At 54.8% G+C, this 24,355-nt stretch carries 18 protein-coding genes, 1 tRNA gene and 3 rRNA genes; 7 read left to right on the top strand and 15 right to left on the bottom strand.

Going from position 1 to position 24,355, the window contains the following annotated elements; translation table 11 throughout:
• Nucleotides 1-302 precede the first annotated feature (302 nt).
• Nucleotides 303-1,202, top strand: coding sequence for an acyltransferase (locus SPE70_RS26220; protein ID WP_008807916.1), 900 nt, complete (start codon nt 303-305; stop codon nt 1,200-1,202).
• Nucleotides 1,203-1,251: 49 nt separating this feature from the next.
• Here the strand turns inward: SPE70_RS26220 and dsbA are convergent, their stop codons facing one another.
• The 3 genes from dsbA to SPE70_RS26205 form a co-directional block, all read right to left on the bottom strand.
• A complete protein-coding gene (gene dsbA, locus SPE70_RS26215; RefSeq protein WP_008807917.1) occupies nt 1,252-1,875 on the bottom strand; it encodes a thiol:disulfide interchange protein DsbA in 624 nt (207 codons plus the stop codon).
• Nucleotides 1,876-1,902: 27 nt separating this feature from the next.
• Nucleotides 1,903-2,889, bottom strand: a complete 987-nt coding sequence (locus SPE70_RS26210) for a serine/threonine protein kinase (RefSeq protein ID WP_032733986.1) — start codon at nt 2,887-2,889, stop codon at nt 1,903-1,905.
• 75 nt (nt 2,890-2,964) lie between these two features.
• Complete coding sequence (locus tag SPE70_RS26205; RefSeq protein ID WP_064170662.1) at nt 2,965-3,234, bottom strand: YihD family protein; 270 nt, start codon at nt 3,232-3,234, stop codon at nt 2,965-2,967.
• A gap of 71 nt (nt 3,235-3,305) precedes the next feature.
• On the opposite strand from SPE70_RS26205, the gene mobA reads away from it, so the two are divergent.
• Nucleotides 3,306-3,887: a molybdenum cofactor guanylyltransferase MobA gene (gene mobA, locus SPE70_RS26200; RefSeq protein ID WP_016162032.1), complete on the top strand. Its 582-nt coding sequence runs from the start codon at nt 3,306-3,308 to the stop codon at nt 3,885-3,887.
• Nucleotides 3,884-4,390: a molybdopterin-guanine dinucleotide biosynthesis protein MobB gene (mobB, locus tag SPE70_RS26195; protein WP_008807921.1), complete on the top strand. Its 507-nt coding sequence runs from the start codon at nt 3,884-3,886 to the stop codon at nt 4,388-4,390. Before mobA ends, mobB begins: the two co-directional genes overlap by 4 nt.
• Before the next feature lie 267 nt (nt 4,391-4,657).
• Here mobB and rrf read toward each other — a convergent pair.
• The 4 genes from rrf to SPE70_RS26175 form a co-directional block, all read right to left on the bottom strand.
• Nucleotides 4,658-4,773 (bottom strand): 5S ribosomal RNA (gene rrf / locus SPE70_RS26190).
• A gap of 96 nt (nt 4,774-4,869) precedes the next feature.
• A 23S ribosomal RNA gene (locus tag SPE70_RS26185) occupies nt 4,870-7,773 on the bottom strand.
• A gap of 178 nt (nt 7,774-7,951) precedes the next feature.
• Nucleotides 7,952-8,027: transfer RNA gene (locus SPE70_RS26180), tRNA-Glu, on the bottom strand.
• Between the two features lie 85 nt (nt 8,028-8,112).
• Nucleotides 8,113-9,652: ribosomal RNA gene (locus SPE70_RS26175) — 16S ribosomal RNA — on the bottom strand.
• Together the 16S, 23S and 5S rRNA genes with 1 tRNA gene alongside form the textbook arrangement of a ribosomal RNA operon.
• A gap of 477 nt (nt 9,653-10,129) precedes the next feature.
• Here SPE70_RS26175 and SPE70_RS26170 point away from each other — a divergent pair.
• Both SPE70_RS26170 and mdtD read left to right on the top strand, forming a co-directional pair.
• Nucleotides 10,130-10,831, top strand: a complete 702-nt coding sequence (locus tag SPE70_RS26170; RefSeq protein ID WP_023340864.1) for a FadR/GntR family transcriptional regulator — start codon at nt 10,130-10,132, stop codon at nt 10,829-10,831.
• Nucleotides 10,832-10,843: 12 nt separating this feature from the next.
• Nucleotides 10,844-12,241, top strand: a complete 1,398-nt coding sequence (mdtD, locus tag SPE70_RS26165; RefSeq protein WP_008806705.1) for a multidrug transporter subunit MdtD — start codon at nt 10,844-10,846, stop codon at nt 12,239-12,241.
• Here mdtD and rbsR read toward each other — a convergent pair.
• The 7 genes from rbsR to kup all read right to left on the bottom strand — a co-directional run bounded on the left by rbsR (nt 12,238) and on the right by kup (nt 20,144).
• Nucleotides 12,238-13,230 carry a ribose operon transcriptional repressor RbsR gene (rbsR, locus tag SPE70_RS26160; protein ID WP_012543295.1) on the bottom strand — a complete coding sequence of 331 codons (993 nt, stop codon included), beginning with the start codon at nt 13,228-13,230 and terminating at the stop codon, nt 12,238-12,240. The genes mdtD and rbsR overlap by 4 nt on opposite strands.
• A 3-nt stretch (nt 13,231-13,233) precedes the next feature.
• On the bottom strand, nt 13,234-14,166 hold the full coding sequence (rbsK, locus tag SPE70_RS26155; protein WP_023340863.1) for a ribokinase: 933 nt from the start codon (nt 14,164-14,166) through the stop codon (nt 13,234-13,236).
• 100 nt (nt 14,167-14,266) lie between these two features.
• Entirely contained in the window at nt 14,267-15,157 is an 891-nt protein-coding gene (gene rbsB / locus SPE70_RS26150; protein ID WP_012969238.1) for a ribose ABC transporter substrate-binding protein RbsB, read from the bottom strand.
• Between the two features lie 27 nt (nt 15,158-15,184).
• Nucleotides 15,185-16,150, bottom strand: a complete 966-nt coding sequence (gene rbsC, locus SPE70_RS26145) for a ribose ABC transporter permease (RefSeq protein WP_008806709.1) — start codon at nt 16,148-16,150, stop codon at nt 15,185-15,187.
• A gap of 5 nt (nt 16,151-16,155) precedes the next feature.
• Entirely contained in the window at nt 16,156-17,661 is a 1,506-nt protein-coding gene (gene rbsA / locus SPE70_RS26140; protein WP_012543297.1) for a ribose ABC transporter ATP-binding protein RbsA, read from the bottom strand.
• Between the two features lie 10 nt (nt 17,662-17,671).
• Nucleotides 17,672-18,091, bottom strand: coding sequence for a D-ribose pyranase (rbsD, locus tag SPE70_RS26135; protein WP_002882527.1), 420 nt, complete (start codon nt 18,089-18,091; stop codon nt 17,672-17,674).
• 184 nt (nt 18,092-18,275) lie between these two features.
• Complete coding sequence (gene kup, locus SPE70_RS26130; protein WP_008806712.1) at nt 18,276-20,144, bottom strand: low affinity potassium transporter Kup; 1,869 nt, start codon at nt 20,142-20,144, stop codon at nt 18,276-18,278.
• A gap of 217 nt (nt 20,145-20,361) precedes the next feature.
• On the opposite strand from kup, the gene ravA reads away from it, so the two are divergent.
• Complete coding sequence (ravA, locus tag SPE70_RS26125; RefSeq protein ID WP_016162028.1) at nt 20,362-21,861, top strand: ATPase RavA; 1,500 nt, start codon at nt 20,362-20,364, stop codon at nt 21,859-21,861.
• Nucleotides 21,858-23,306 (top strand): ATPase RavA stimulator ViaA, encoded by a 1,449-nt coding sequence (viaA, locus tag SPE70_RS26120; RefSeq protein ID WP_008806714.1) that lies wholly within the window; start codon nt 21,858-21,860, stop codon nt 23,304-23,306. Before ravA ends, viaA begins: the two co-directional genes overlap by 4 nt.
• 4 nt (nt 23,307-23,310) lie before the next feature.
• Here viaA and asnA read toward each other — a convergent pair whose 3' ends face one another.
• Nucleotides 23,311-24,303, bottom strand: coding sequence for an aspartate--ammonia ligase (asnA, locus tag SPE70_RS26115; RefSeq protein ID WP_008806715.1), 993 nt, complete (start codon nt 24,301-24,303; stop codon nt 23,311-23,313).
• Nucleotides 24,304-24,355: the final 52 nt, after the last annotated feature.

Genomic DNA, 24,355 nt, shown 5'->3' with positions numbered 1-24,355 from the left:
CGATCGTCGCGATCGCATAAGAACTTTGCTTGTGGATAACTTTGTGTATAGTTTTACAGCGTCAGCTTTACCGCCCCTGAAAATAAATGAACAAATACTATTACTCTTTATATATCAGTTAATTAAAAACAGATCGACGATCCTGGCATCAATTTGATGACCCAATGTTCCATGTGGATAGAAGATCCTTGTTTTTTTCTGTTCTCGTAAGACCCGTCATTTGCCGCGTTTTCTGGTAAAATCAGCCCCTTGCGCAGCTTAAAGGCGCTCTTTGTCAGCCTAACTTTCTGAATAAACTAACTATGTCGAGATTACTCGCTGCGATAACACTTCCGCTGAGTATCGCCTTAACCATCTTAGTCACCATTATCTGCTCTGTACCGATCATCGTCGCCGGGCTGATTAAACTGCTGGTCCCCATTCCAGCGGTATGGCGCTCTATATCTGTTTTTTGCAATTTTATGATGTATTGCTGGTGCGAAGGGCTGGCGCTGCTGTTGCATCTCAATCCCTGGCTTAAATGGGACGTCGAGGGTCTGGAAGGCTTAAATAAAAAGAACTGGTATCTGCTGATCAGTAACCACCATAGCTGGGCAGATATCGTGGTGCTGTGCGTGCTGTTCCGCAAGCATATTCCGATGAATAAGTACTTCCTTAAACAACAGCTGGCGTGGGTACCCTTCATCGGCCTCGCCTGCTGGGCGTTGGATATGCCCTTTATGCGCCGCTATTCACGCAGTTACCTTATTAGACACCCGGAACGCCGCGGTAAAGATGTCGAAACCACCCGCCGTTCATGTGAAAAATTTCGCGCGCATCCGACGACTATCGTCAATTTTGTGGAAGGCTCGCGTTTTACCGAAGCCAAAAAGCACGAGACGCGCTCGCCTTACGATAACCTGCTACCGCCTAAAGCGGCAGGTATCGCCATGGCGTTAAACGTGCTCGGTTCGCAGTTCGATAAACTACTGAATGTCACGCTGTGCTACCCGGAGAATAATACAAAGCCGTTTTACGATATGTTAAGCGGCCGCCTGACGCGCATTGTAGTACGTATCAATCTGGTTCCTATTGGTGAAGAGCTGCACGGCGATTACGTTAACGATAAGAACTTTAAGCGCGGCTTCCAGCGCTGGCTCAATGGGCTATGGGAAGAGAAAGACCGTCAGTTGACTGACATCATGCGGGACAAAGAAAGATAGTCACTGCCAGAACAGCTAAGGTAACGCCGGTCAGTGACCGGCGTTTTTTTTATTTCTTCTCTACCAGTTGCTTCACGGTATCCGCATACTGAGCAACGAAGACATCCATATTGCTGGTGTCCATCCCCTGCGGGTTCAGCTGGTATTTACCATTAACATACATAGCCGGTACCCCCTGCAGCTGCAGATCGGCTGCCGCTTTCTCTTGCTGAGCGACCAGAGATTTCACCACGAAGCTATTCCATGCGGCATCGTAGTCTTCCCCTTTCACGCCAGCGTCGACAAACACTTTACGAATGTCAGCCACGCTCTGCACGGTCTGGGTTTTCTGCACGGCTTCGAACATCGGCGCAGTAATTTTATCTTCAACACCCAGCGCGATGGCCACCGCCCACGCCTGCGTCAGATCCTTGCCCAGAGGGCCCAGGAACTCAACGTGGTATTTGGTCATTTTGGTGCCTTCCGGCAGTTTCTGACGCACATTGTCAGAAACATGCAGCACTTCTTCAAACTGGTAGCAGTGCGGGCAGTAGAATGAGAAGAACTCGAGCACCTGCGGCTCGCCAGCAATCGGCTTATCAAGGGTGATGTACTGCTTGCCATCGGTGATCTGGGCAGCGGATGCACTAAAAGCCAGAATCATACCAGCCAGCGCCAGCCAAACTTTTTTCATGATTTACTCTCTCCTGGATATATCACATTAATACATTGGCGTTAACTGAAGAGGGGGTTCCTGTAGAACCTTCACCTGCTCAAGAAAAGTCGACGTCTGCCCCCGCCAGTAATCCTCCCCGGTTAACCAGGGGAAATTGACCGGGAAAGCGGGATCGTCCCAGCGTCTGAGCAACCACGCCAGATAATAAACCAGTCGCATAGCGCGTAAAGGTTCAATTAGCGCGATTTCATCGCTGTTAAAGGGGCTGAATTCCTCATAGGCCTCGACAATGGTCTCCAGCTGCATACGCTGTTCAGCCTTATCACCGTTGAGCAGCATCCACAGATCCTGAATCGCCGGGCCGGTTCGCGCATCGTCTAAGTCGACAAACAGTGGCCCGTCGCGCCAGAGGATATTACCGGCATGGCAGTCACCGTGCAGGCGTAACGTGTTCCCGCGGCCGTGCCATTGCTCCATGACGGCAGCAATGAGTTTATCGGTCGCCTTCAGGAAATCGGCCTTCAGGCCAGAGGGGATCAGCGTCGCCTGTTCAAACACCTGGCGCGGTTCCAGCAGGTACTCCTGGACGCCAATTTCCGGGCGGGCAGTAAAGCGCTGTTTGCGGCCCGTCTGGTGCAGGCGCCCCAGATAGCGGCCAACCCATTCCATCTGATCAAGGTTATCCGCTTCGAACTGACGACCGCCAAGGCTTGGGAAAACGGCAAAGTAGAATCCCTGATGCTGATGAAGCGTGCTGTCGTTAAAGAAGAGCGGCGCAGCAACGGGCACTTCATCTTCTACAAGCTGAAGTGCAAACTGGTGTTCTTCAAGGATCTGTCCTGCGGACCAGCGCTCAGGACGATAGAACTTTACCACATAGCGATGGCGCTCTTCGTCCTGGAACTGATAAACGCGGTTCTCATAGCTGTTTAGCGGGGTGAGACCGGAGTCCACCCGCATACCCAGATCGAATAACCCATCGATAATGGTATCCGGGCGAAGCGTCTGAAAAGTAAAAGCCTTATCGTGCATCCTGACATCCGATAATCGTACGAATAGTTCAGGATATCATCTCATTGCACTTTACGCGGCAGCGCTTACAACCTTTTACTCTTTTATTACCCCGCGGGCGCGCAGCAGCGCGGTTTTAAAGTCCTCTTCATAATCCTTATGAATACCAGGAATGACGGCATCTTTAGAAGAGTCACGCATCTTCAGGTGATAGATCAGAATATCGTCGGAAAGATCGCTCAGTTCGCCATCATAGCCAGCCTCTTTCGCCAGTTTCTGCAAAAATTGCATCAGATTCAGTTCAGGCTCTTTCTGCCAGGCAGGCTGGAGGAGTTCAATTACTTCATTCAGACGTTTACATTTCATGGTCATGCTCCTTACTCTTGATAGGGACAAGTTAACAGGGTCAATCCCACAATGAAAGAGGCGATATTCAGATGCAAAGCGAGGCGATAACCGGCGTCGTGCTGGCAGGCGGCAAAGCCACGCGAATGGGCGGCATTGATAAAGGATTACAGGCGCTAAATGGTCGCCCTCTCTGGCGTCACGTCGCGGAGACATTAGCCCCGCAGGTAGATGAGTTAGTCATTAGCGCCAATCGTCATCTTGAACAGTGGCGTGCCAGCGGATATCCGGTCTTTCGAGACATACAGGAGGGTTATCAGGGGCCGCTAGCCGGAATGCTTGCTGTGATGCAGCAGGTCGCGAGCCCATGGTTTGTTTTTTGCCCCTGCGACACGCCGTTCATTCCATCCTTTTTGGTGGAGCGCTTTATCCAGCAGAAAGGGGCCGCACCGGTCGTTTGGGCCCATGACGGCGAACGGGATCATCCCGCCGTTGCATTAGTTCATCGTCAAATCATTCCGGAACTGGAGGCTTATCTGGCTCATGGAGAGCGCAGGGTGATGGTCTTTATGCGACAAGTGGGTGGGCGCCCGGTGAATTTCAGCGATGTGAAATCAGCGTTCATCAATGTAAATACGCTTGAAGATTTGCAGCAGATGCAGGAGCCATCATGACCCCATTACTGGCGATCGCCGCATGGAGCGGTACCGGAAAAACAACATTATTAAAGCGTCTTATCCCTGAGCTTTGTGTCAGAGGTCTGCGTCCCGGGCTGATAAAACATACCCATCATGATATGGACGTCGATAAACCCGGCAAAGATAGCTATGAATTACGTAAGGCGGGCGCTGCGCAGACCATTGTCGCCAGCGAACAGCGCTGGGCGTTGATGACGGAGACGCCAGAGACGCCGGAATTAGATCTCACGTGGCTTGTCAGTCGAATGGATGCCAGCAAACTGGACCTGGTTTTAGTGGAGGGGTTCAAACATGAACCCGTGCCGAAGATCCTACTTTTTCGGCAAAACAGCGGCCATCGTGTAGAAGAGCTGATAATTGATGAACATACCATCGCCGTGGCCAGCGATATGCCCATCGCGACCTCGCTTCCGCAGTTGGATTTAAATGATATTCAACAGATCGCGACATTTATTGCGAATTGGTTAGAGAGGCATTAGCAGTTTATCGGTAGGGATTGCTTCTTAACACAGACGTTAATGAATGGCATCGGCAGACAGGGGCCTCCCCGGAGGCGGTGCTGCGCACCTTGTCCGGGCTACAGGTCGTGCAGGGCGGGTGCGAATCCGTAGCCCCGGTAAGCGCAGCGCCACCGGGGAGATATACCCCACACAGCAAAAAACCCCGCACCTTTCGGGACGGGGTTCTTGTTAAAACGCAAAAACAAAAGGCCCAGTCTTTCGACTGAGCCTTTCGTTTTATTTGATGCCTGGCAGTTCCCTACTCTCACATGGGGAGACCCCACACTACCATCGGCGCTACGGCGTTTCACTTCTGAGTTCGGCATGGGGTCAGGTGGGACCACCGCGCTATCGCCGCCAGGCAAATTCTGTTTTTCAACACGTCCTGCGGACGCATCGAGTAATCTGTATCAGAGCTGAAAATTCTCTCAAATCCGCCAAAACAGCTTCGGCGTTGTAAGGTTAAGCCTCACGGTTCATTAGTACCGGTTAGCTCAACGCATCGCTGCGCTTACACACCCGGCCTATCAACGTCGTCGTCTTCAACGTTCCTTCAGGAGACTTAAAGTCTCAGGGAGAACTCATCTCGGGGCAAGTTTCGTGCTTAGATGCTTTCAGCACTTATCTCTTCCGCATTTAGCTACCGGGCAGTGCCATTGGCATGACAACCCGAACACCAGTGATGCGTCCACTCCGGTCCTCTCGTACTAGGAGCAGCCCCCCTCAATTCTCCAGCGCCCACGGCAGATAGGGACCGAACTGTCTCACGACGTTCTAAACCCAGCTCGCGTACCACTTTAAATGGCGAACAGCCATACCCTTGGGACCTACTTCAGCCCCAGGATGTGATGAGCCGACATCGAGGTGCCAAACACCGCCGTCGATATGAACTCTTGGGCGGTATCAGCCTGTTATCCCCGGAGTACCTTTTATCCGTTGAGCGATGGCCCTTCCATTCAGAACCACCGGATCACTATGACCTGCTTTCGCACCTGCTCGCGCCGTCACGCTCGCAGTCAAGCTAGCTTATGCCATTGCACTAACCTCCTGATGTCCGACCAGGATTAGCTAACCTTCGTGCTCCTCCGTTACTCTTTGGGAGGAGACCGCCCCAGTCAAACTACCCACCAGACACTGTCCGCAACCCCGGTCAGGGGCCTACGTTAGAACATCAAACATTAAAGGGTGGTATTTCAAGGTTGGCTCCACGCAGACTGGCGTCCACGCTTCAAAGCCTCCCACCTATCCTACACATCAAGGCTCAATGTTCAGTGTCAAGCTATAGTAAAGGTTCACGGGGTCTTTCCGTCTTGCCGCGGGTACACTGCATCTTCACAGCGAGTTCAATTTCACTGAGTCTCGGGTGGAGACAGCCTGGCCATCATTACGCCATTCGTGCAGGTCGGAACTTACCCGACAAGGAATTTCGCTACCTTAGGACCGTTATAGTTACGGCCGCCGTTTACCGGGGCTTCGATCAAGAGCTTCTCCTTACGGATAACCCCATCAATTAACCTTCCGGCACCGGGCAGGCGTCACACCGTATACGTCCACTTTCGTGTTTGCACAGTGCTGTGTTTTTAATAAACAGTTGCAGCCAGCTGGTATCTTCGACTGGTCTCAGCTCCGTCCGCAGGGACTTCACCTACACACCAGCGTGCCTTCTCCCGAAGTTACGGCACCATTTTGCCTAGTTCCTTCACCCGAGTTCTCTCAAGCGCCTTGGTATTCTCTACCTGACCACCTGTGTCGGTTTGGGGTACGATTTAATGTTACCTGATGCTTAGAGGCTTTTCCTGGAAGCAGGGCATTTGTTACTTCAGCACCGTAGTGCCTCGTCATCACACCTCAGCGTTAAAAGGTACCGGATTTACCTGGAACCTCCGCCTACATGCTTAAACCGGGACAACCGTCGCCCGGCTAACATAGCCTTCTCCGTCCCCCCTTCGCAGTAACACCAAGTACAGGAATATTAACCTGTTTCCCATCGACTACGCCTTTCGGCCTCGCCTTAGGGGTCGACTCACCCTGCCCCGATTAACGTTGGACAGGAACCCTTGGTCTTCCGGCGAGCGGGCTTTTCACCCGCTTTATCGTTACTTATGTCAGCATTCGCACTTCTGATACCTCCAGCAACCCTCACAGGCCACCTTCGCAGGCTTACAGAACGCTCCCCTACCCAACAACACATAGTGTCGCTGCCGCAGCTTCGGTGCATGGTTTAGCCCCGTTACATCTTCCGCGCAGGCCGACTCGACCAGTGAGCTATTACGCTTTCTTTAAATGATGGCTGCTTCTAAGCCAACATCCTGGCTGTCTGTGCCTTCCCACATCGTTTCCCACTTAACCATGACTTTGGGACCTTAGCTGGCGGTCTGGGTTGTTTCCCTCTTCACGACGGACGTTAGCACCCGCCGTGTGTCTCCCGTGATAACATTCTTCGGTATTCGTAGTTTGCATCGGGTTGGTAAGTCGGGATGACCCCCTAGCCGAAACAGTGCTCTACCCCCGAAGATGAGTTCACGAGGCGCTACCTAAATAGCTTTCGGGGAGAACCAGCTATCTCCCGGTTTGATTGGCCTTTCACCCCCAGCCACAAGTCATCCGCTAATTTTTCAACATTAGTCGGTTCGGTCCTCCAGTTAGTGTTACCCAACCTTCAACCTGCCCATGGCTAGATCACCGGGTTTCGGGTCTATACCCTGCAACTTAACGCCCAGTTAAGACTCGGTTTCCCTGCGGCTCCCCTATACGGTTAACCTTGCTACAGAATATAAGTCGCTGACCCATTATACAAAAGGTACGCAGTCACACCCGAAGGTGCTCCCACTGCTTGTACGTACACGGTTTCAGGTTCTTTTTCACTCCCCTCGCCGGGGTTCTTTTCGCCTTTCCCTCACGGTACTGGTTCACTATCGGTCAGTCAGGAGTATTTAGCCTTGGAGGATGGTCCCCCCATATTCAGACAGGATACCACGTGTCCCGCCCTACTCTTCGAGTTCACAACCTGTGCATTTTGGTGTACGGGACTATCACCCTGTACCGTCGGACTTTCCAGACCGTTCCACTAACACACAAGCTGATTCAGACTCTGGGCTGCTCCCCGTTCGCTCGCCGCTACTGGGGGAATCTCGGTTGATTTCTTTTCCTCGGGGTACTTAGATGTTTCAGTTCCCCCGGTTCGCCTCGTTAACCTATGTATTCAGTTAACGATAGTGTGACGAATCACACTGGGTTTCCCCATTCGGACATCGCCGGTTATAACGGTTCATATCACCTTACCGACGCTTTTCGCAGATTAGCACGTCCTTCATCGCCTCTGACTGCCAGGGCATCCACCGTGTACGCTTAGTCGCTTAACCTCACAACCCGAAGATGTCTTCAGATTGCGAAAATTTGAGAGACTCGAACACACTTAAACAGTGTGTCGTTTCAATTTTCAGCTTGATCCAGATTTTTAAAGAGCAAATATCTCAAACATCACCCGAAGATGAGTTTTGAGATACATCGGCACGCGTCTTTCACTCACGAACCAGCAAGTGGCGTCCCCTAGGGGATTCGAACCCCTGTTACCGCCGTGAAAGGGCGGTGTCCTGGGCCTCTAGACGAAGGGGACACTGAAGTCTCAATCGCAAGACGCCTTGCTTCTTTACTTTCATCAGACAATCTGTGTGAGCACTACAAAGGCAGGTTCTTTAAGGTAAGGAGGTGATCCAACCGCAGGTTCCCCTACGGTTACCTTGTTACGACTTCACCCCAGTCATGAATCACAAAGTGGTAAGCGCCCTCCCGAAGGTTAAGCTACCTACTTCTTTTGCAACCCACTCCCATGGTGTGACGGGCGGTGTGTACAAGGCCCGGGAACGTATTCACCGTAGCATTCTGATCTACGATTACTAGCGATTCCGACTTCATGGAGTCGAGTTGCAGACTCCAATCCGGACTACGACATACTTTATGAGGTCCGCTTGCTCTCGCGAGGTCGCTTCTCTTTGTATATGCCATTGTAGCACGTGTGTAGCCCTGGTCGTAAGGGCCATGATGACTTGACGTCATCCCCACCTTCCTCCAGTTTATCACTGGCAGTCTCCTTTGAGTTCCCGGCCGGACCGCTGGCAACAAAGGATAAGGGTTGCGCTCGTTGCGGGACTTAACCCAACATTTCACAACACGAGCTGACGACAGCCATGCAGCACCTGTCTCACAGTTCCCGAAGGCACCAATCCATCTCTGGAAAGTTCTGTGGATGTCAAGACCAGGTAAGGTTCTTCGCGTTGCATCGAATTAAACCACATGCTCCACCGCTTGTGCGGGCCCCCGTCAATTCATTTGAGTTTTAACCTTGCGGCCGTACTCCCCAGGCGGTCGATTTAACGCGTTAGCTCCGGAAGCCACGCCTCAAGGGCACAACCTCCAAATCGACATCGTTTACAGCGTGGACTACCAGGGTATCTAATCCTGTTTGCTCCCCACGCTTTCGCACCTGAGCGTCAGTCTTTGTCCAGGGGGCCGCCTTCGCCACCGGTATTCCTCCAGATCTCTACGCATTTCACCGCTACACCTGGAATTCTACCCCCCTCTACAAGACTCTAGCCTGCCAGTTTCGAATGCAGTTCCCAGGTTGAGCCCGGGGATTTCACATCCGACTTGACAGACCGCCTGCGTGCGCTTTACGCCCAGTAATTCCGATTAACGCTTGCACCCTCCGTATTACCGCGGCTGCTGGCACGGAGTTAGCCGGTGCTTCTTCTGCGGGTAACGTCAATCGATGAGGTTATTAACCTCACCGCCTTCCTCCCCGCTGAAAGTGCTTTACAACCCGAAGGCCTTCTTCACACACGCGGCATGGCTGCATCAGGCTTGCGCCCATTGTGCAATATTCCCCACTGCTGCCTCCCGTAGGAGTCTGGACCGTGTCTCAGTTCCAGTGTGGCTGGTCATCCTCTCAGACCAGCTAGGGATCGTCGCCTAGGTGAGCCGTTACCCCACCTACCAGCTAATCCCATCTGGGCACATCTGATGGCATGAGGCCCGAAGGTCCCCCACTTTGGTCTTGCGACGTTATGCGGTATTAGCTACCGTTTCCAGTAGTTATCCCCCTCCATCAGGCAGTTTCCCAGACATTACTCACCCGTCCGCCGCTCGTCACCCGAGAGCAAGCTCTCTGTGCTACCGCTCGACTTGCATGTGTTAGGCCTGCCGCCAGCGTTCAATCTGAGCCATGATCAAACTCTTCAATTTAAGTTTGATGCTCGTGAATTAAACTTCGTAATGAATTACGTATGTTCACTCAGAGACTTGGTATTCATTTTTCGTCCGAGGACGTTAAGAATCCATGTCACTTTGAGTGCCCACACAGATTGTCTGATAAATTGTTAAAGAGCAGTGCCGCTTCGTTTTTCGCTGCGGCGCGGGGTGTGCATATTACGCTTTCCCGCTTCAGAGTCAAGCATTTATTTTTGCTTTTCTCTGCGAGGTTCTCACCGGAACCCCGCTGACCCGGCGGCTTGCTTGCCGTTGTTCCGTGTCAGTGGAGGCGCATTATAGGGAGTAATTCTGAGGTGACAAGGGGAAATTCAAAAAAACTTTTCAACCGTCTCTTTTTTCAACAATGCGGCGAGGAATGTCGCAAAAAACCGCCGTTTTGCTGTTTTAACCGACGAAACGGGACGCCTGGTGGCATACTGTTAGAGTAAAGAAAAGAAAGGAACGGCATTTATGTCTTTAAGCGCACAGCAACTGGCGGCACAAAAGAACATCTCCTGGGTACTGGCCGAGAAGCTCGCCCAAAAAATACTGACTGGCGAATATCAGCCGGAAAGCATTCTTCCCGGCGAGATGGAGTTGGGGGAGCAGTTCGGTGTGAGCCGTACCGCCGTCCGTGAAGCGGTGAAGACGCTAACGGCAAAAGGCATGTTGCTGCCCCGCCCTCGCATTGGCACCCGGGTGATGCCGCGCAGCAGCTGGAACTTCCTTGATAAGGAACTCCTGTCCTGGTGGCTAACAGAAGATAACTTCGAAGAAGTGGTGAGCCACTTTCTCGTCATGCGCAGCAGCCTGGAGCCACAAGCCTGTTTTCTCGCTGCCGCTAACGGCTCCGCAGAACAAAAAGCGCAGCTCAATACTTTAATGGAAGAGATGATTGCCTTGAAACGTCATTTTCAGCGCGATCGCTGGATAGAGGTCGATATGGCCTGGCATGAACATATCTATGAAATGAGCGGTAATCCTTTCCTCTGCTCATTCGCTTCTTTATTTCATTCCGTCTACCACACCTACTTCACGTCGATTACGCAAAATGAAGTAGTGAAGCTGGATCTCCACCAGGCGATTGTCGATGCCATTCTCAACAGTGATGCGCCAGGTGCCTTGCTCGCCTGCCAGGCGTTGTTGAACGCCCCTCACCCCGTAAATCAATAACAAGGAATTGGCATGAGCAGAAAAAAAGGGCGCAGCATGGCCGGCCTGCCGTGGATCGCGGCGATGGCCTTCTTTATGCAGGCGCTGGATGCCACCATTCTTAACACCGCCCTCCCGGCTATTGCCCACAGTCTTAATCGTTCTCCCTTAGCGATGCAGTCGGCCATTATCAGCTATACGCTGACGGTAGCGATGCTGATCCCGGTCAGCGGCTGGCTGGCCGATCGCTTCGGCACGCGCCGGGTCTTTATCATCGCTGTTAGCTTGTTCACTTTGGGGTCTCTCGCCTGCGCGCTCTCCAGCTCATTAATGGAACTGGTCATTTTTCGGGTGATTCAGGGGATCGGCGGGGCGATGATGATGCCGGTGGCGAGGCTGGCGCTGCTGCGCGCCTATCCCCGCAGCGAGCTGCTTCCGGTGCTGAACTTTGTGACCATGCCAGGTCTGGTGGGGCCGATACTGGGCCCGGTGCTCGGCGGGGTGTTTGTCACCTGGGCCAGCTGGCATTGGATTTTCCTGATAAACATTCCCATCGGGGTGATTGGCATTCTGTATGCCCGCAAATTCATGCCAAATTTCACGACGCCGCGCAGGCGCTTCGATATAACCGGTTTTCTGTTATTTGGCTTAAGCCTGGTACTGTTTTCCAGCGGTATTGAACTGTTTGGAGAAAAAATCGTGGCGACATGGCTGGCGTTGGCCGTGATTGCCGTCAGTCTGTTACTGCTCGTGGCCTATGTTCGCCACGCGCGCCGCCATCCGGCGCCGCTTATCTCGCTCTCTTTATTTAAGACGCATACTTTCTCAGTCGGCATTGCTGGCAACCTTGCCACGCGTTTGGGTACCGGCTGTGTGCCATTTCTGATGCCGCTGATGCTGCAGGTTGGCTTCGGCTATCCGGCCATTATCGCCGGCTGTATGATTGCCCCTACCGCTATCGGCTCCATTATTGCGAAATCTACCGTTACCCAGGTGCTGCGCTGGTTTGGCTATCGTAAGACCCTGGTGGGGATCACGGTATTTATTGGCCTCATGATTGCCCAGTTCTCGCTGCAGTCGCCAGAGATGCCGCTGTGGATGCTTCTTCTGCCACTGTTTGTGCTGGGGATGGCGATGTCCACGCAATTCACCTCGATGAATACCATTACGCTGGCCGATCTGACGGATGACAATGCCAGCAGCGGTAACAGCCTGCTGGCGGTGACCCAGCAGCTTTCAATCAGTCTCGGGGTGGCCATCAGCGCTGCGGTGCTGCGCTTCTATGAAGGTTTTGACAATGCCAGCACGGTACAGCAGTTTCACTACACCTTTATAACCATGGGCGTGATCACCATCGTGTCGGCGCTGATGTTTATGCTGTTAAGAGCGAAAGATGGCCGTAATCTGATTAGCGAGCGGCACAAACGCTAAGCGGAGCCACGAACCACCAGCTCCGGCGTTAACTGAACGCGTTGCTGCTTTTGCTGCGGATCGGCCATTCGATGGATCAGCACATCGATGGCCAGTTCTCCCAGCTCATCTTTTGGCTGGTGAATGGTGGTCAACGGCGGTGTCATATAGCGTGCGAGCTCAATATCATCGTAGCCCACCAGCGCCATGTCCTGCGGAATGTGCAAACCGGCCTGGTACAACGCCTGATAAGCGCCAACCGCCATGGCATCGTTGCCGACAAATACCGCCTGCGGCCGCTGCGGCAAAGCCAGCAGCTGCTGCATCGCGCTAAACCCGCCGCCAAACTCAAAATCACTGGTCACCACGTATCCGTCGGCAACCGGCAGGCCGCAGCGCGCCATCGCAGCATGGTAACCTTCAAGGCGCAGACGCGCCGGGGTTTTATCCAGCGGGCCGGCAATACAGGCAATGCGCGAATGCCCCTGGTCAATCAGATACTGGGTCGCCATATCGCCACCAAGCAGCGAGTTATCCTGAATCAGATCGCTATCGCCATCAAAGGGAGCCCAGTCCATCATGACCGTCGGTACCGATGGATAGCGCTGCATAATTTCCGGAGAGGGCTGATGGGTCTCCGTGCACAGCAGCAGTAGTCCATCGACGCGTTTTTGCATTAGCGTCTCCAGATTACGATTCATTCGCTGCTCATCACCTTCCGTATTACAGAGTACGAGGCTATAACCCCGCTCAAAACAGCTGCGCTCCACGCCCCGCACCAGCTCCGAATAAAACGGATTGGTACTGGCAGTGATGAGCATGCCGATGGTACGGGTTTGATTAAGCTTAAGGCTACGCGCCAGCGCAGAGGGGGCGTAGTTGAGGCTTTTGATCGCAGCGTCTACTTTGGCGGTAATCGCCTCACTGACAAAGCGGTCCTTATTGATGACGTGTGACACCGTCGATGTGGAAACGCCCGCGACGCGGGCCACATCTTTCATCGTAGCCAAGCATTACCCCTGTTGCGCTAAAAATTCATCAATCTCTGTGCGCCACGGCACGGATGGCTGCGCGCCTTTGCGGGTCACGGCGATCGCCGCCGCGGCATGCGCAAAACGGATCGCTTCCGGCAGGGAAGTCCCTTCCAGCAACGCGGTTACCAGCGCGCCGTTAAAGGTATCGCCGGCCGCGATAGTATCAATGGCCTGCACACGAAAGCCCGGGATCCGACGGCTTTCGCCTTCGGCACTGAGCCAGACGCCGCGGCTGCCGAGGGTGATCATCACCGTACCAATGCCTTTGGCATGCAGCACGTCGGCGGCTTTTGCCGCATCCTCGTCGCTCTCAACGCGAATACCGGTCAGCTTTTCCGCTTCGGTTTCGTTGGGGGTAATGATATCCACCAGCGCCAGCAGTTCATCGGACAGTTCACGCGCTGGCGCGGGATTAAGCACCACGGTGGTCTGATGGTGATGGGCGATTTTCGCCGCCGCCAACACGCTCTCCAGCGGCGACTCCAGCTGCATTAACAGCGCCTGTGCGCTAGCGATACGTTCCTTTTCCGCCTCAACCTGGGAGACGGAAAGCGCCGCATTGGCGCCGGCATGAATACCGATGACATTCTCACCTTCGGCGTTAACGAAGATTAACGCCACGCCGGTCGCTTCCCCGGCGACTGCGCGCACAGGCGCCACGTCGATTTTATCGCTCGCCAGCTGGCGGCGGATGCGTTCACCGATGTCGTCATCGCCGGTGCAGGCGATAAACGCGATATCCGCTCCGCTGCGCCCGGCGGCGACCGCCTGGTTGGCCCCTTTACCACCGAAAGCCACCTGATAATGGTTGCCGGTGACGGTTTCGCCCGGCGTCGGGAAAGCGTCAAGGTTAAGAATGTGATCGGCATTGATACTGCCAAGGACGACAAGTTTGCCTGCAGTTTTCATCATTTCTGTTCCCGGGAAAGCGCGCCACCGGGATCCGGTGGCGCATGCCCTGCTTTTCTTTTTTTATATTGTCCCTCGGACCGTTGCCAGTCCGAATCGCATTTTACTGCTTAACGACCAGCTTCAGCTCAACCGGGTAGTTAGCTTCCACTTTTTCGCCCTTCAGTACCTTATCAGCCGTCTCAACGCCTTTCGCGCCGATCTGCTCCGGCAACTGTGCGACGGTCGCCGCCAGTTTGCCACTGTTTACTGCTTTTTCGCCATCCGGAGTGCCGTCAAATCCAACCACCATCACATCGGACTTGCCTGCGGTCTGCAGCGCGCGCAGGGCGCCCAGCGCCATTTCATCATTTTGCGCGAATACCGCCTGCACGTCAGGATGCGCGGTCAGCAGGTTCTGCATCACGTTCAGCCCTTTGGTACGGTCGAAATCGGCTGGTTGGCTGGCCAGGACGTTAAACTTGTGCGCCGCCACGGCCTGTTTAAAGCCTTCGCCGCGCTCGCGCGCCGCAGAAGTCCCGGCAATGCCCTGCAGCTCAATGACTTTCGCACTTTCACCCACTTTTTTCGCGATGTAATCGCCAGCCATTTTTCCGCCCTGCACGTTGTCAGACGCAATGTGGCTCACGACATCGCCTTTTGTGGCCTGACGGTCAAGGGTGATGACCGGGATTTTCGCCTGGTTTGCCATCTTCACGGCGTTGCCGACGGCATCAGAGTCGGTGGGGTTGATCAGCAGCAGCTTGGCGCCGCGCACCGTCAAATCCTGGACGTTCGCCAGCTCTTTCGCCGGGTTGTTCTGGGAGTCCAGCACCACCAGGTTGTAGCCCAGCTTGTCAGCTTCTTTTTGCGCGCCGTCTTTCAGCGACACGAAGAACGGGTTATTCAGGGTAGAGATAACCAGAGCGATGGTGTCTTTGGCCATCGCGTTCGCGCTGACGGTCGCACTTAGCGCAACAGCAGAGACCAGGGTCGCCAGTTTTTTCATATTCATAGTTAAGATGTCCTGTAGAGTTCTCAGTTACTGCTTTTTGTTATCTACCAGTACCGCCAGCAAAATCACCACCGCTTTAACGATCATCTGGTAATAGGAAGAAACGCCTAAAAGATTAAGACCATTATTCAGGAAGCCAAGGATCAGCGCGCCAATCAGCGTGCCGACAATGCGTCCTTTGCCGCCCGCGAGGCTGGTGCCACCGAGCACCACCGCCGCAATAGCGTCCAGCTCATAGCCCGTCCCCGCCGTCGGCTGCGCGGAGGAGAGACGCGCCACTTCGATGATCCCGGCCAGCGACGCCAGCATCCCGCACAAGGCGTAGACGATAATTTTGACTTTATTGACGCTAATCCCGGACAGACGCGTCGCCGCTTCATTACCGCCCAGCGCGTAAATATAACGGCCCAGGCGAGTATGGTGCAGCATGTACCAGGCCGCCAGGAAGACAATCGCCATGATCCATACCGGCGTCGGGATCCCCAGCGGACGCCCGATGCCAAACCAGCCAAACAGATCGGCGTTATCGCTAAAGCCGGTGTTGATCGGACTGCCGTTGGTGTACACCATGGTCACGCCGCGCAGCAGCAGCATCATCACCAGGGTAGCGATGAAGGCCTGCACGCGGCCTTTCGCCACAATCACCCCGGTGACTGCGCCGATCGCGGCACCCAATGCGAGGGCAGCAGCGACCGCCACCAGCGCATTAACCTCAATGCCAACAATCGACGCTGCCACCGCACCGGTGAGCGCCAACAGGGAGCCGACGGACAGGTCGATCCCCGAGGTCAGTATAACCAGCGTCATCCCTACCGCCATGATGGCGTTAACGGAGGTCTGTTGCAGGATATTGAACAGGTTATTGACGGTAAAAAAGTTGGGGCTCATGGTCGATACCACCGCGATCAGCACCAGCAGGGCAATCAGCGATTTTTGCTCCATCAGCCACGCTTTCGTGAAATAACGGCGACCAGTAACAGCCTGGGTTGTCATCTTTCTTACTCCTGATTCACACGGTTAAGCTTGCCCACAGCGGCAGCCATCAATACTTCCTGGGTGGCCTGCTCGCGTGTGAATTCACCGCCGAGATGCCCTTCATGCATCACAATGATGCGATCGCTCATGCCCAACACCTCCGGCATCTCAGAGGAGACCAGAATGATGCTCAGGCCATCGGCTTTGAACTGATTGATGAGCTGGTAGATCTCTTTCTTCGCCCCGACGTCGACGCCGCGGGTCGGTTCATCAAGGATCAGCACCTTTGGCCGGGTCATCAGCCCGCGGGCAATGGCGACCTTTTGCTGGTTGCCGCCGGAAAGCAGGCCGATTGCCTGCTCCATGGACGGCGTTTTGACGTTAAACAGCCGAATGAAATCACTGACCGCCTGCTGTTCATCTTTATGCTTAAGGCTGCCGCCCGCCCGGCTGAAGTAGCGTAGCGCCGTCAGGGACATATTTTCTTTTACCGACATCCCGAGAACCAGGCCATCGCGCTTACGATCTTCGGAGATATAGACAATGCCGTTCGCCAGACCGTCCTGCGGTGAGCGGGTCACCACTTCATGGCCATCCAGCGTCACGGAGCCGCTGCTGCGCGGCAGCGCGCCGTACAGCACTTTCATCAGTTCGGTCCGTCCGGCGCCCATCAGCCCGGCGACACCCAGGATTTCCCCCTGGCGCAAGGTAAAGGTCACGTTTTCCACGCCCGGGCCGCAAAGATTATCGACCTTCAGGCGCACCGCGCCCGGCGCCTTATCGAGATGTGGATATTGATCTTCCAGCTTACGGCCGACCATCATCTCGATCAGTCGGTCCTCATCCAGCGAAGCCACTTCGCGCTCGGCGATAAACTGCCCGTCACGAAAGACGGTCACGTCGTCGCAAATCTCGAAGATCTCTTTCATACGGTGGGAGATATAGACGATGCCGCGCCCCTGCGACTTCAGTTCGCGGATGACGCGGAACAGCGATTCGGTTTCGGTATCGGTCAGCGCATCGGTCGGTTCATCCATAATGATGACTTTCGATTCAAAGCTCAGCACTTTGGCGATCTCCACCATTTGCTGATCGCCAATCGACAGATCGCCCACCAGCTTCTGGCTGTTAAAGCGGAGATTCAGCTTTGCCAGCAGCTTGTCGGCTTCGGCATACATCTGCTTCCAGTCGATTTTGCCAAAACGGTTAACAAATTCGCGACCAAGGAAGATGTTCTCGGCAATCGTCAATTGCGGGATCAGGTTCAGTTCCTGGTGGATGATACCGATCCCGGCTTCCTGGGAGGATTTGGGGCCGTTAAAGGTCGTCTCTTTGCCTAACCACAGCAAAGAGCCGGCATCACGGGTGTAGATCCCGGTCAGCACCTTCATCATGGTGGACTTGCCGGCGCCATTTTCCCCTACCAGCGCCATCACCCGACCGGCATAGACATTCAGCGCCGCGCCGGAGAGCGCCTTGACGCCAGGGAACGCTTTATCGATCCCTTTTAGTTGCAATAAGGCTTCCATGGCGGCGACCTCAGAACGTGACGCCGGCACAGAGAATGATATTCGCAAACGGGGAACACTCCCCGCTGCGAATTACCGCCTGACTGTCTGCGGTTTGTTTTTTGAACTGCTCATGGCTGGTGTAACGAATTTCAATGGTATTTCCCTGGTGCTGCTGCAGCTGCTCGAGGTGAGTGAGCAACGTCGCGTGGAGCTGCGGATTATGGGTTTTAATCTCTTCCGCGATAACAGCCGCTTCAACCTGCATTTCCGTCGTCACCACTTCCAGCACCTGCATAAAGGAAGGTACGCCCTGAGTCAGCGCCATATCAATGCGCGTGCTGCTGCGGGGAACCGGTAATCCGGCATCGCAGACCACCAGCGTATCGGTGTGGCCCAGGCGGGAAATGACCGCGGAAATATCAGCGTTAAGTACGGTGCCTTTTTTCATTTTTCTCTTTTGCTCCACTAGCGAAACGTTTCGCTAAAATAATTATTATCAATGTGTGAGCAGAAAACCATCACCAGAAGAGAGAAATGTGATCGCCATCGAAACGTTTCGCAAGACAGCGACAGGAGATGACAGCCGGAGTGAGAAACAAAAAGCCCTTCGCAATGGAAGGGCTTTTTTGACATCAGATTTCGACCTGGGTACCGAGCTCGATAACCCGGTTTGGCGGGATTTCAAACTGATCCGGCGCCCGCAGGGCGTTACGCTGCAGCAGCAGATAAAGCTTGCCGCGCAGGCGCAGATACCACGGTCGTTTGCCGATAATCAGCGACTCATGCGACATGAAGAACGAGGTCTCCATCATTCGGCAACTGAGTCCTTCCAGGCCACAGCGATGGAACACCTCTTCAACGTTCGGCGTTTCCCGCCAACCGTAGCTGGCCACCACCCGCCAGAACGACGGCGACAGCTGCTCAATCTGCACCCGGCGAACGTTATGCACGTAAGGCGCGTCTTCGGTGCGCAGAGTCAGAAGGATTACTCGCTCATGCAGCACCTTGTTGTGCTTCAGGTTATGCAGCAGGGCAAACGGGATCACGTTCAGGGCGCGGGACATATACACCGCGGTACCCGGCACACGCACCGGCGGTGACTTCTCCAGCGAAGAGATCATCGCTTCCAGCGAATTGCCATGCTCGTGCATTCGGCGCAGCAGGCGGAAACGTTCGCTCTTCCAGGTGGTCATCACCGTGAACATCACCAGCCCCAGGGACAACGGCAGCCAACCGCCGGAGACAATCTTATCGAGGTTCGCCGAAAACAGCGGAATATCGATACACAGAAAGGCCACCAGCATCAGGCCGACAAACAGCTTATTCCAGTGCCAGTTTTTGCGCGCCACCGTTGCCGACAGAATGGAGGTCAGCACCATGGTGCCCGTGACCGCGATACCATACGCCGCCGCCAGATTAGACGAATGCTCAAAGCTGACAATAACGATGACCACAGAAACGTACAGCAGCCAGTTAATGAACGGGATGTAAATCTGTCCGGACTCCATTTCCGAGGTGTGGATAATGCGCATCGGCGACAGATAGCCCAGACGCACTGCCTGACGGGTCAGGGAGAAGACCCCGGAGATCACCGCCTGCGAGGCGATAACCGTCGCCAGCGTGGCGATAATCAGCATCGGGATCAGCGCCCACTCCGGCGCCAGCAGGAAGAACGGGTTTTTAATCGCTTCCGGGTGCTTCAGCAGCAGCGCGCCCTGGCCAAAATAGTTCAGCACCAGCGAGGGCAGCACGACGGAGAACCAGGCCACGCGGATCGGCAGTTTGCCGAAGTGACCCATATCGGCGTACAGCGCTTCCACCCCGGTAATCGACAGCACCACCGCGCCGAGCGCAATAAAGGAAACCGTTTTGTACTGCAGGAAGAAATGCACCGCCCAGTAGGGGTTTAGCGCCTGAAGAACTTCCGGGTTAGCGTAAATGCTTCGCGCGCCCAGCACCGCCAGCAACAGGAACCAGATCAGCATAATCGGCGCAAACAGCTTACCGACCATGCCGGTCCCGTGCTTCTGGATCACAAACAGCAGAGTCAGCACGATAATGGAAATAGGGACAATCCAGGTATCAAGCTGCGGGGCGATAATTTCTAACCCCTCTATCGCCGACATAACGGAAATCGCCGGCGTAATCACCACTTCGCCATAGAAGAAGCTACCGCCGATCAGGCCGAGGATCACCAGTACGGAGGTCATTCGGGCCGAGGTATTACGTCCGGCCAGCGACATCAGCGTTAAGATCCCGCCTTCCCCGGCGTTATCCGCCCGCATCACGAACGTGATGTATTTAATCGATACGGTAAAGATCAACAGCCAGAAAATCAGCGACAAAAAGCCAAACACGGCGTCGCGTTCAACGCCAAAGCCAAACTGACCTGACAGGCATTCGCGCAAGGTATACAGTGGACTGGTACCGATATCGCCGTACACCACGCCGATGGCCGCCAACGTTAATGCCGGCAACGATTGTTTATTATCAGTGCTCATAGACTAGTCTTTTCGTTTATAAAACAAATGTGTGCCTAGTCCCTTGGCCCACAAAAAGCGCACAGTATGCACGATTATTTGCGAAATCGTACCCCTAACAGACACCATATTAACCTGGCTCAAAAAAAATAAATCGATTCTTCAGGCTATTACCGCCCCTGCTCTAACATCTATACTCGACCCAATAACGATACATGACAAAGCACGCAACTCAATTATGGCTCAAACACATTTACTGGCTGAAAGAATTTCCCGGCTCAGCGCGGCACTCGAAAAAGGACTCTTTGAACGCAGCCACGCGATACGCCTCTGCCTGCTGGCGGCGCTCAGCGGCGAGAGCGTTTTTTTGCTCGGCCCACCGGGGATCGCCAAAAGCCTGATTGCCCGCCGCCTCAAATTCGCCTTCCAGCAGGCGCGCGCTTTTGAATACCTGATGACCCGCTTCTCCACCCCGGAAGAAGTTTTTGGGCCACTGTCCATTCAGGCACTGAAGGATGAAGGCCGTTACGAACGTTTAACCGCCGGCTACCTGCCGGAAGCCGAAATCGTCTTTCTCGATGAAATATGGAAAGCGGGTCCGGCGATCCTCAACACCCTGCTGACGGCGATTAACGAACGTCACTTCCGCAATGGGGCGCACGAAGAGAAAATCCCGATGCGCCTGCTGGTGGCCGCGTCGAACGAACTCCCCGAAGCCGACAGCAGTCTGGAAGCGCTGTATGACCGAATGCTGATCCGTCTGTGGCTTGATAAAGTGCAGGATAAAGGTAATTTCCGTTCAATGCTGGTCAGCCAGCAGGATGAAAACATCAATCCAGTGCCCAGCGCGCTGCAGGTTAGCGACGAAGAGTTTACCCAATGGCAGCAGCAGATCGGCAATATCAAACTGCCAGACGCGGTGTTTGAGCTGATATTCCAGCTCCGCCAGCAGCTGGATGCCCTGCCAAATGCGCCGTACGTCTCGGATCGCCGCTGGAAAAAGGCCATTCGCCTGCTGCAGGCCAGCGCCTTCTTCAGCGGGCGCGACAGCATCGCGCCGATAGATCTGATCCTGCTGAAAGATTGTCTGTGGCACAACGTCGAGAGCATGAACCTGATGTCGCAGCAGCTGGAAACGCTCATGACCTGTCACGCCTGGCAACAGCAGGCGATGCTGACGCGGCTGGGGGCCATTGTCCAGAGACGCATTCAGATCCAACAGCAGCAAAGCGACAAAACGGCGTTGAAGGTCACCCGCCTTGGCGGGATGTTTAGCCGCAAACCGCATTATGAATTGCCGGCGGAGATCCAGGGGACCACCCTGACGCTGCTGCTGCAGCAGCCGCTCAAACTTCACGATATGGAAGTGATCCACATTACTTTTGAACGCGAGGCGTTAGCCAACTGGCTGGAAAAGGGCGGTGAGATCCGCGGTAAGCTCAACGGGATCGGCTTTGCCCAACTGCTCAATATGGATGTCGACACCAGCCAGCACCTGGTCGTCCGCGACGTCAGCCTGCAGGGCTCACGCCTCGCGCTGCCCGGTAGCGCATCGCAGGAGAACATGCCGGCAGAAATTCGCCAACAGCTGGAGGCGCTCGATGATGAGTGGCACCAGCAACACAACCGCTTCAGCGAGCAGCAAAAGTGTCTGTTTATCCCGGTCGAGTGGCTGGGAAGAATCGAAGCCAGCCTGCAGGACGTCGGCGCGCAGATTAAACAGGCGAAGCAGCCATGACGCTCGATATGCTGAATGTCATGCTGGCAGTCAGCGAAGAGGGAATGATCGAGGAGATGCTGCTGGCGCTGCTGGCCTCTCCTCAGCTGGCGGTGTTCTTTGAGAAATTCCCCCGCCTGAAAAACATCATCGCGGCGGATATTCCACGCTGGCGTGAAGCCGTTCGCGCCCGTTTGAAAGAAGTTAACGTCCCGCCGGATCTGGACGCCGAAGTGCAAACCTATCAGCAGGCTCAGCTACTCTCTACCTCGCAGTTTATCGTCCAGCTCCCGCAGATCCTCGGCAAACTGCACCAGCTACAGTCTCCTTTTGCCGCTCAGGCGCAGAAGCTGGTGGATGACAATGCCACCTTTACCCCGGCGTTGCATACGCTGTTTTTACAGCGCTGGCGCCTGAGCCTGGTGGTGCAAGCCACCAGCCTTAACCAGCAGTTGCTGGATGAAGAACGCGATCAGTTACTCAGTGAGGTCCAGGAACGAATGACGCTCAGCGGTCAGCTCGATCCGGTACTGGCGGAAAATGACACTGCCGCCGGGCGTCTGTGGGATATGAGCGCTGGCGAACTCAAACGCGGCGACTATCAGCTGATCGTGCGCTATGGCGATTTTCTCAACCAGCAGCCGGAACTGCTGCAGCTGGCGGAACAGCTTGGACGTTCACGGGAAGCGAAATCGGTGCCGAAGAAAGACGCCCCGATGGAAACCTTTCGCAGCCTGGTGCGCGAGCCGGCGACAGTACCGGAGCAAGTCGACGGCCTCCAGCAGAGTGACGACATTCTGCGGCTGCTGCCGCCGGAGCTGGCGACGCTCGGCATCACGGAGCTGGAGTTTGAATTTTATCGCAAGCTGGTGGAGAAGCAGCTGCTCACCTACCGGCTGCATGGCGACGCCTGGCGTGAGAAAATCACCGAACGCCCGGTAACGCGGCAGGATTTTGATGAGCAACCGCGCGGGCCGTTCATTGTCTGCGTCGATACATCAGGGTCGATGGGCGGTTTTAACGAGCAGTGCGCTAAGGCCTTTTGTCTGGCCCTCATGCGCGTCGCGCTGGCTGATAACCGTCGCTGCTTTATTATGCTGTTCTCCAGCGAAGTGGTGCATTACGAACTGACCAGCGAGCGCGGGCTGGAGCAGGCGATCCGCTTTTTAAGCCAGCGCTTTCGCGGCGGTACCGATCTGGCCAGCTGTTTTCGCGCCATCATTGAACGTCTGCAAAACCCGCAGTGGGTGGATGCGGATGCCGTCGTGATCTCTGACTTTATCGCCCAGCGGTTGCCGGATGAGGTGATTGCTCAGGTGGGGGAGTTACAGCGTAAGCACCAGCACCGTTTTCACGCGGTGGCGATGTCGGTACACGGCAAACCCGGCATCATGCGCATCTTCGATCATATCTGGCGCTTTGATACCGGGCTGCGTAGCCGCCTGCTGCGACGCTGGCGGCGCTAATTCATTACAGCAGCGCGGAAACGCTTTCGCGAACCTGGGCCGGCCATACGCCGCACTGTACCTGGCCGATATGGTCAAGCTGCAGCAGCAGCATCGTCAGACGAGACTGGCCAATGCCGCCGCCGATAGTCTGCGGCATCTCGCCGCGCAGCAGCGCCTGGTGCCATTCAAGCTGTAGGCGATCTTCATCGCCGGTCACGGCCAGCTGGCGCTTCAGCGCTTCGGCGTCAACGCGGATCCCCATTGAGGAGATCTCGAAAGCATCTTCCAGCACCGGGTTCCAAACCAGGATATCGCCGTTCAGACCGGCAAAGCCTTCAGAAATCTCTGTGCTCCAGTCATCATAATCCGGCGCACGCACGTCGTGGCGCTTACCGTCAGACAGTTTGCCGCCGATACCAATTAAGAAAACGGCCCCCAACTCTTTGGCAATGGCTCGCTCACGGCCTTTGGCATCAAGATCGGGATAGCGGCTCAGCAGCTCCTGGCTGTGAACAAAATGGATCTGTTCCGGCAGAAAAGGCTTCAGGCCAAATTCCTGGCTGACCGCCAGCTCGGTAGCTTTGATCCCGGCGTAGATCGCCTCGACGGTTGCCTTCAGAGTGCCGACGTGACGCTCTTCATCGCCCATCACGCGCTCCCAGTCCCACTGGTCAACATAAACGGAATGGATAGGCGTCAGACGGTCTTCATCGGGGCGAAGGGCCTTCATGTGCGTGTACAGCCCTTCGCCCGCGCTGAAGTCGTGTTGTCCCAGGGTTTGACGCTTCCACTTCGCCAGCGAATGAACCACTTCGAACTGGGCGTCGGGCAGTGTTTTCACTTTTACCTGAACCGCTTTCTCGCAGCCGGACAAGTTATCCTGCGTCCCATCGCCCACGCGGCTTAAGATTGGCGCCTGGACTTCAATCAGGCCAAGCTTCTCTTCCAGCTGACGGGAAAAGTGGGATTTAACGAAACTGATCTGGCGTTGTTTTGCGATATATGCGGTTTTCATTTTTATAACTCCTGCGTCCTGTTGCCATTGATTAAGCAACAAAACAGGGCCG

Source organism: Klebsiella sp. ZJOU C1, from assembly GCF_035620215.1.
GTDB classification, from domain to species: Bacteria; Pseudomonadota; Gammaproteobacteria; order Enterobacterales; family Enterobacteriaceae; genus Klebsiella; species Klebsiella variicola.
This window is presented reverse-complemented; position numbering and strand designations above follow the sequence as displayed.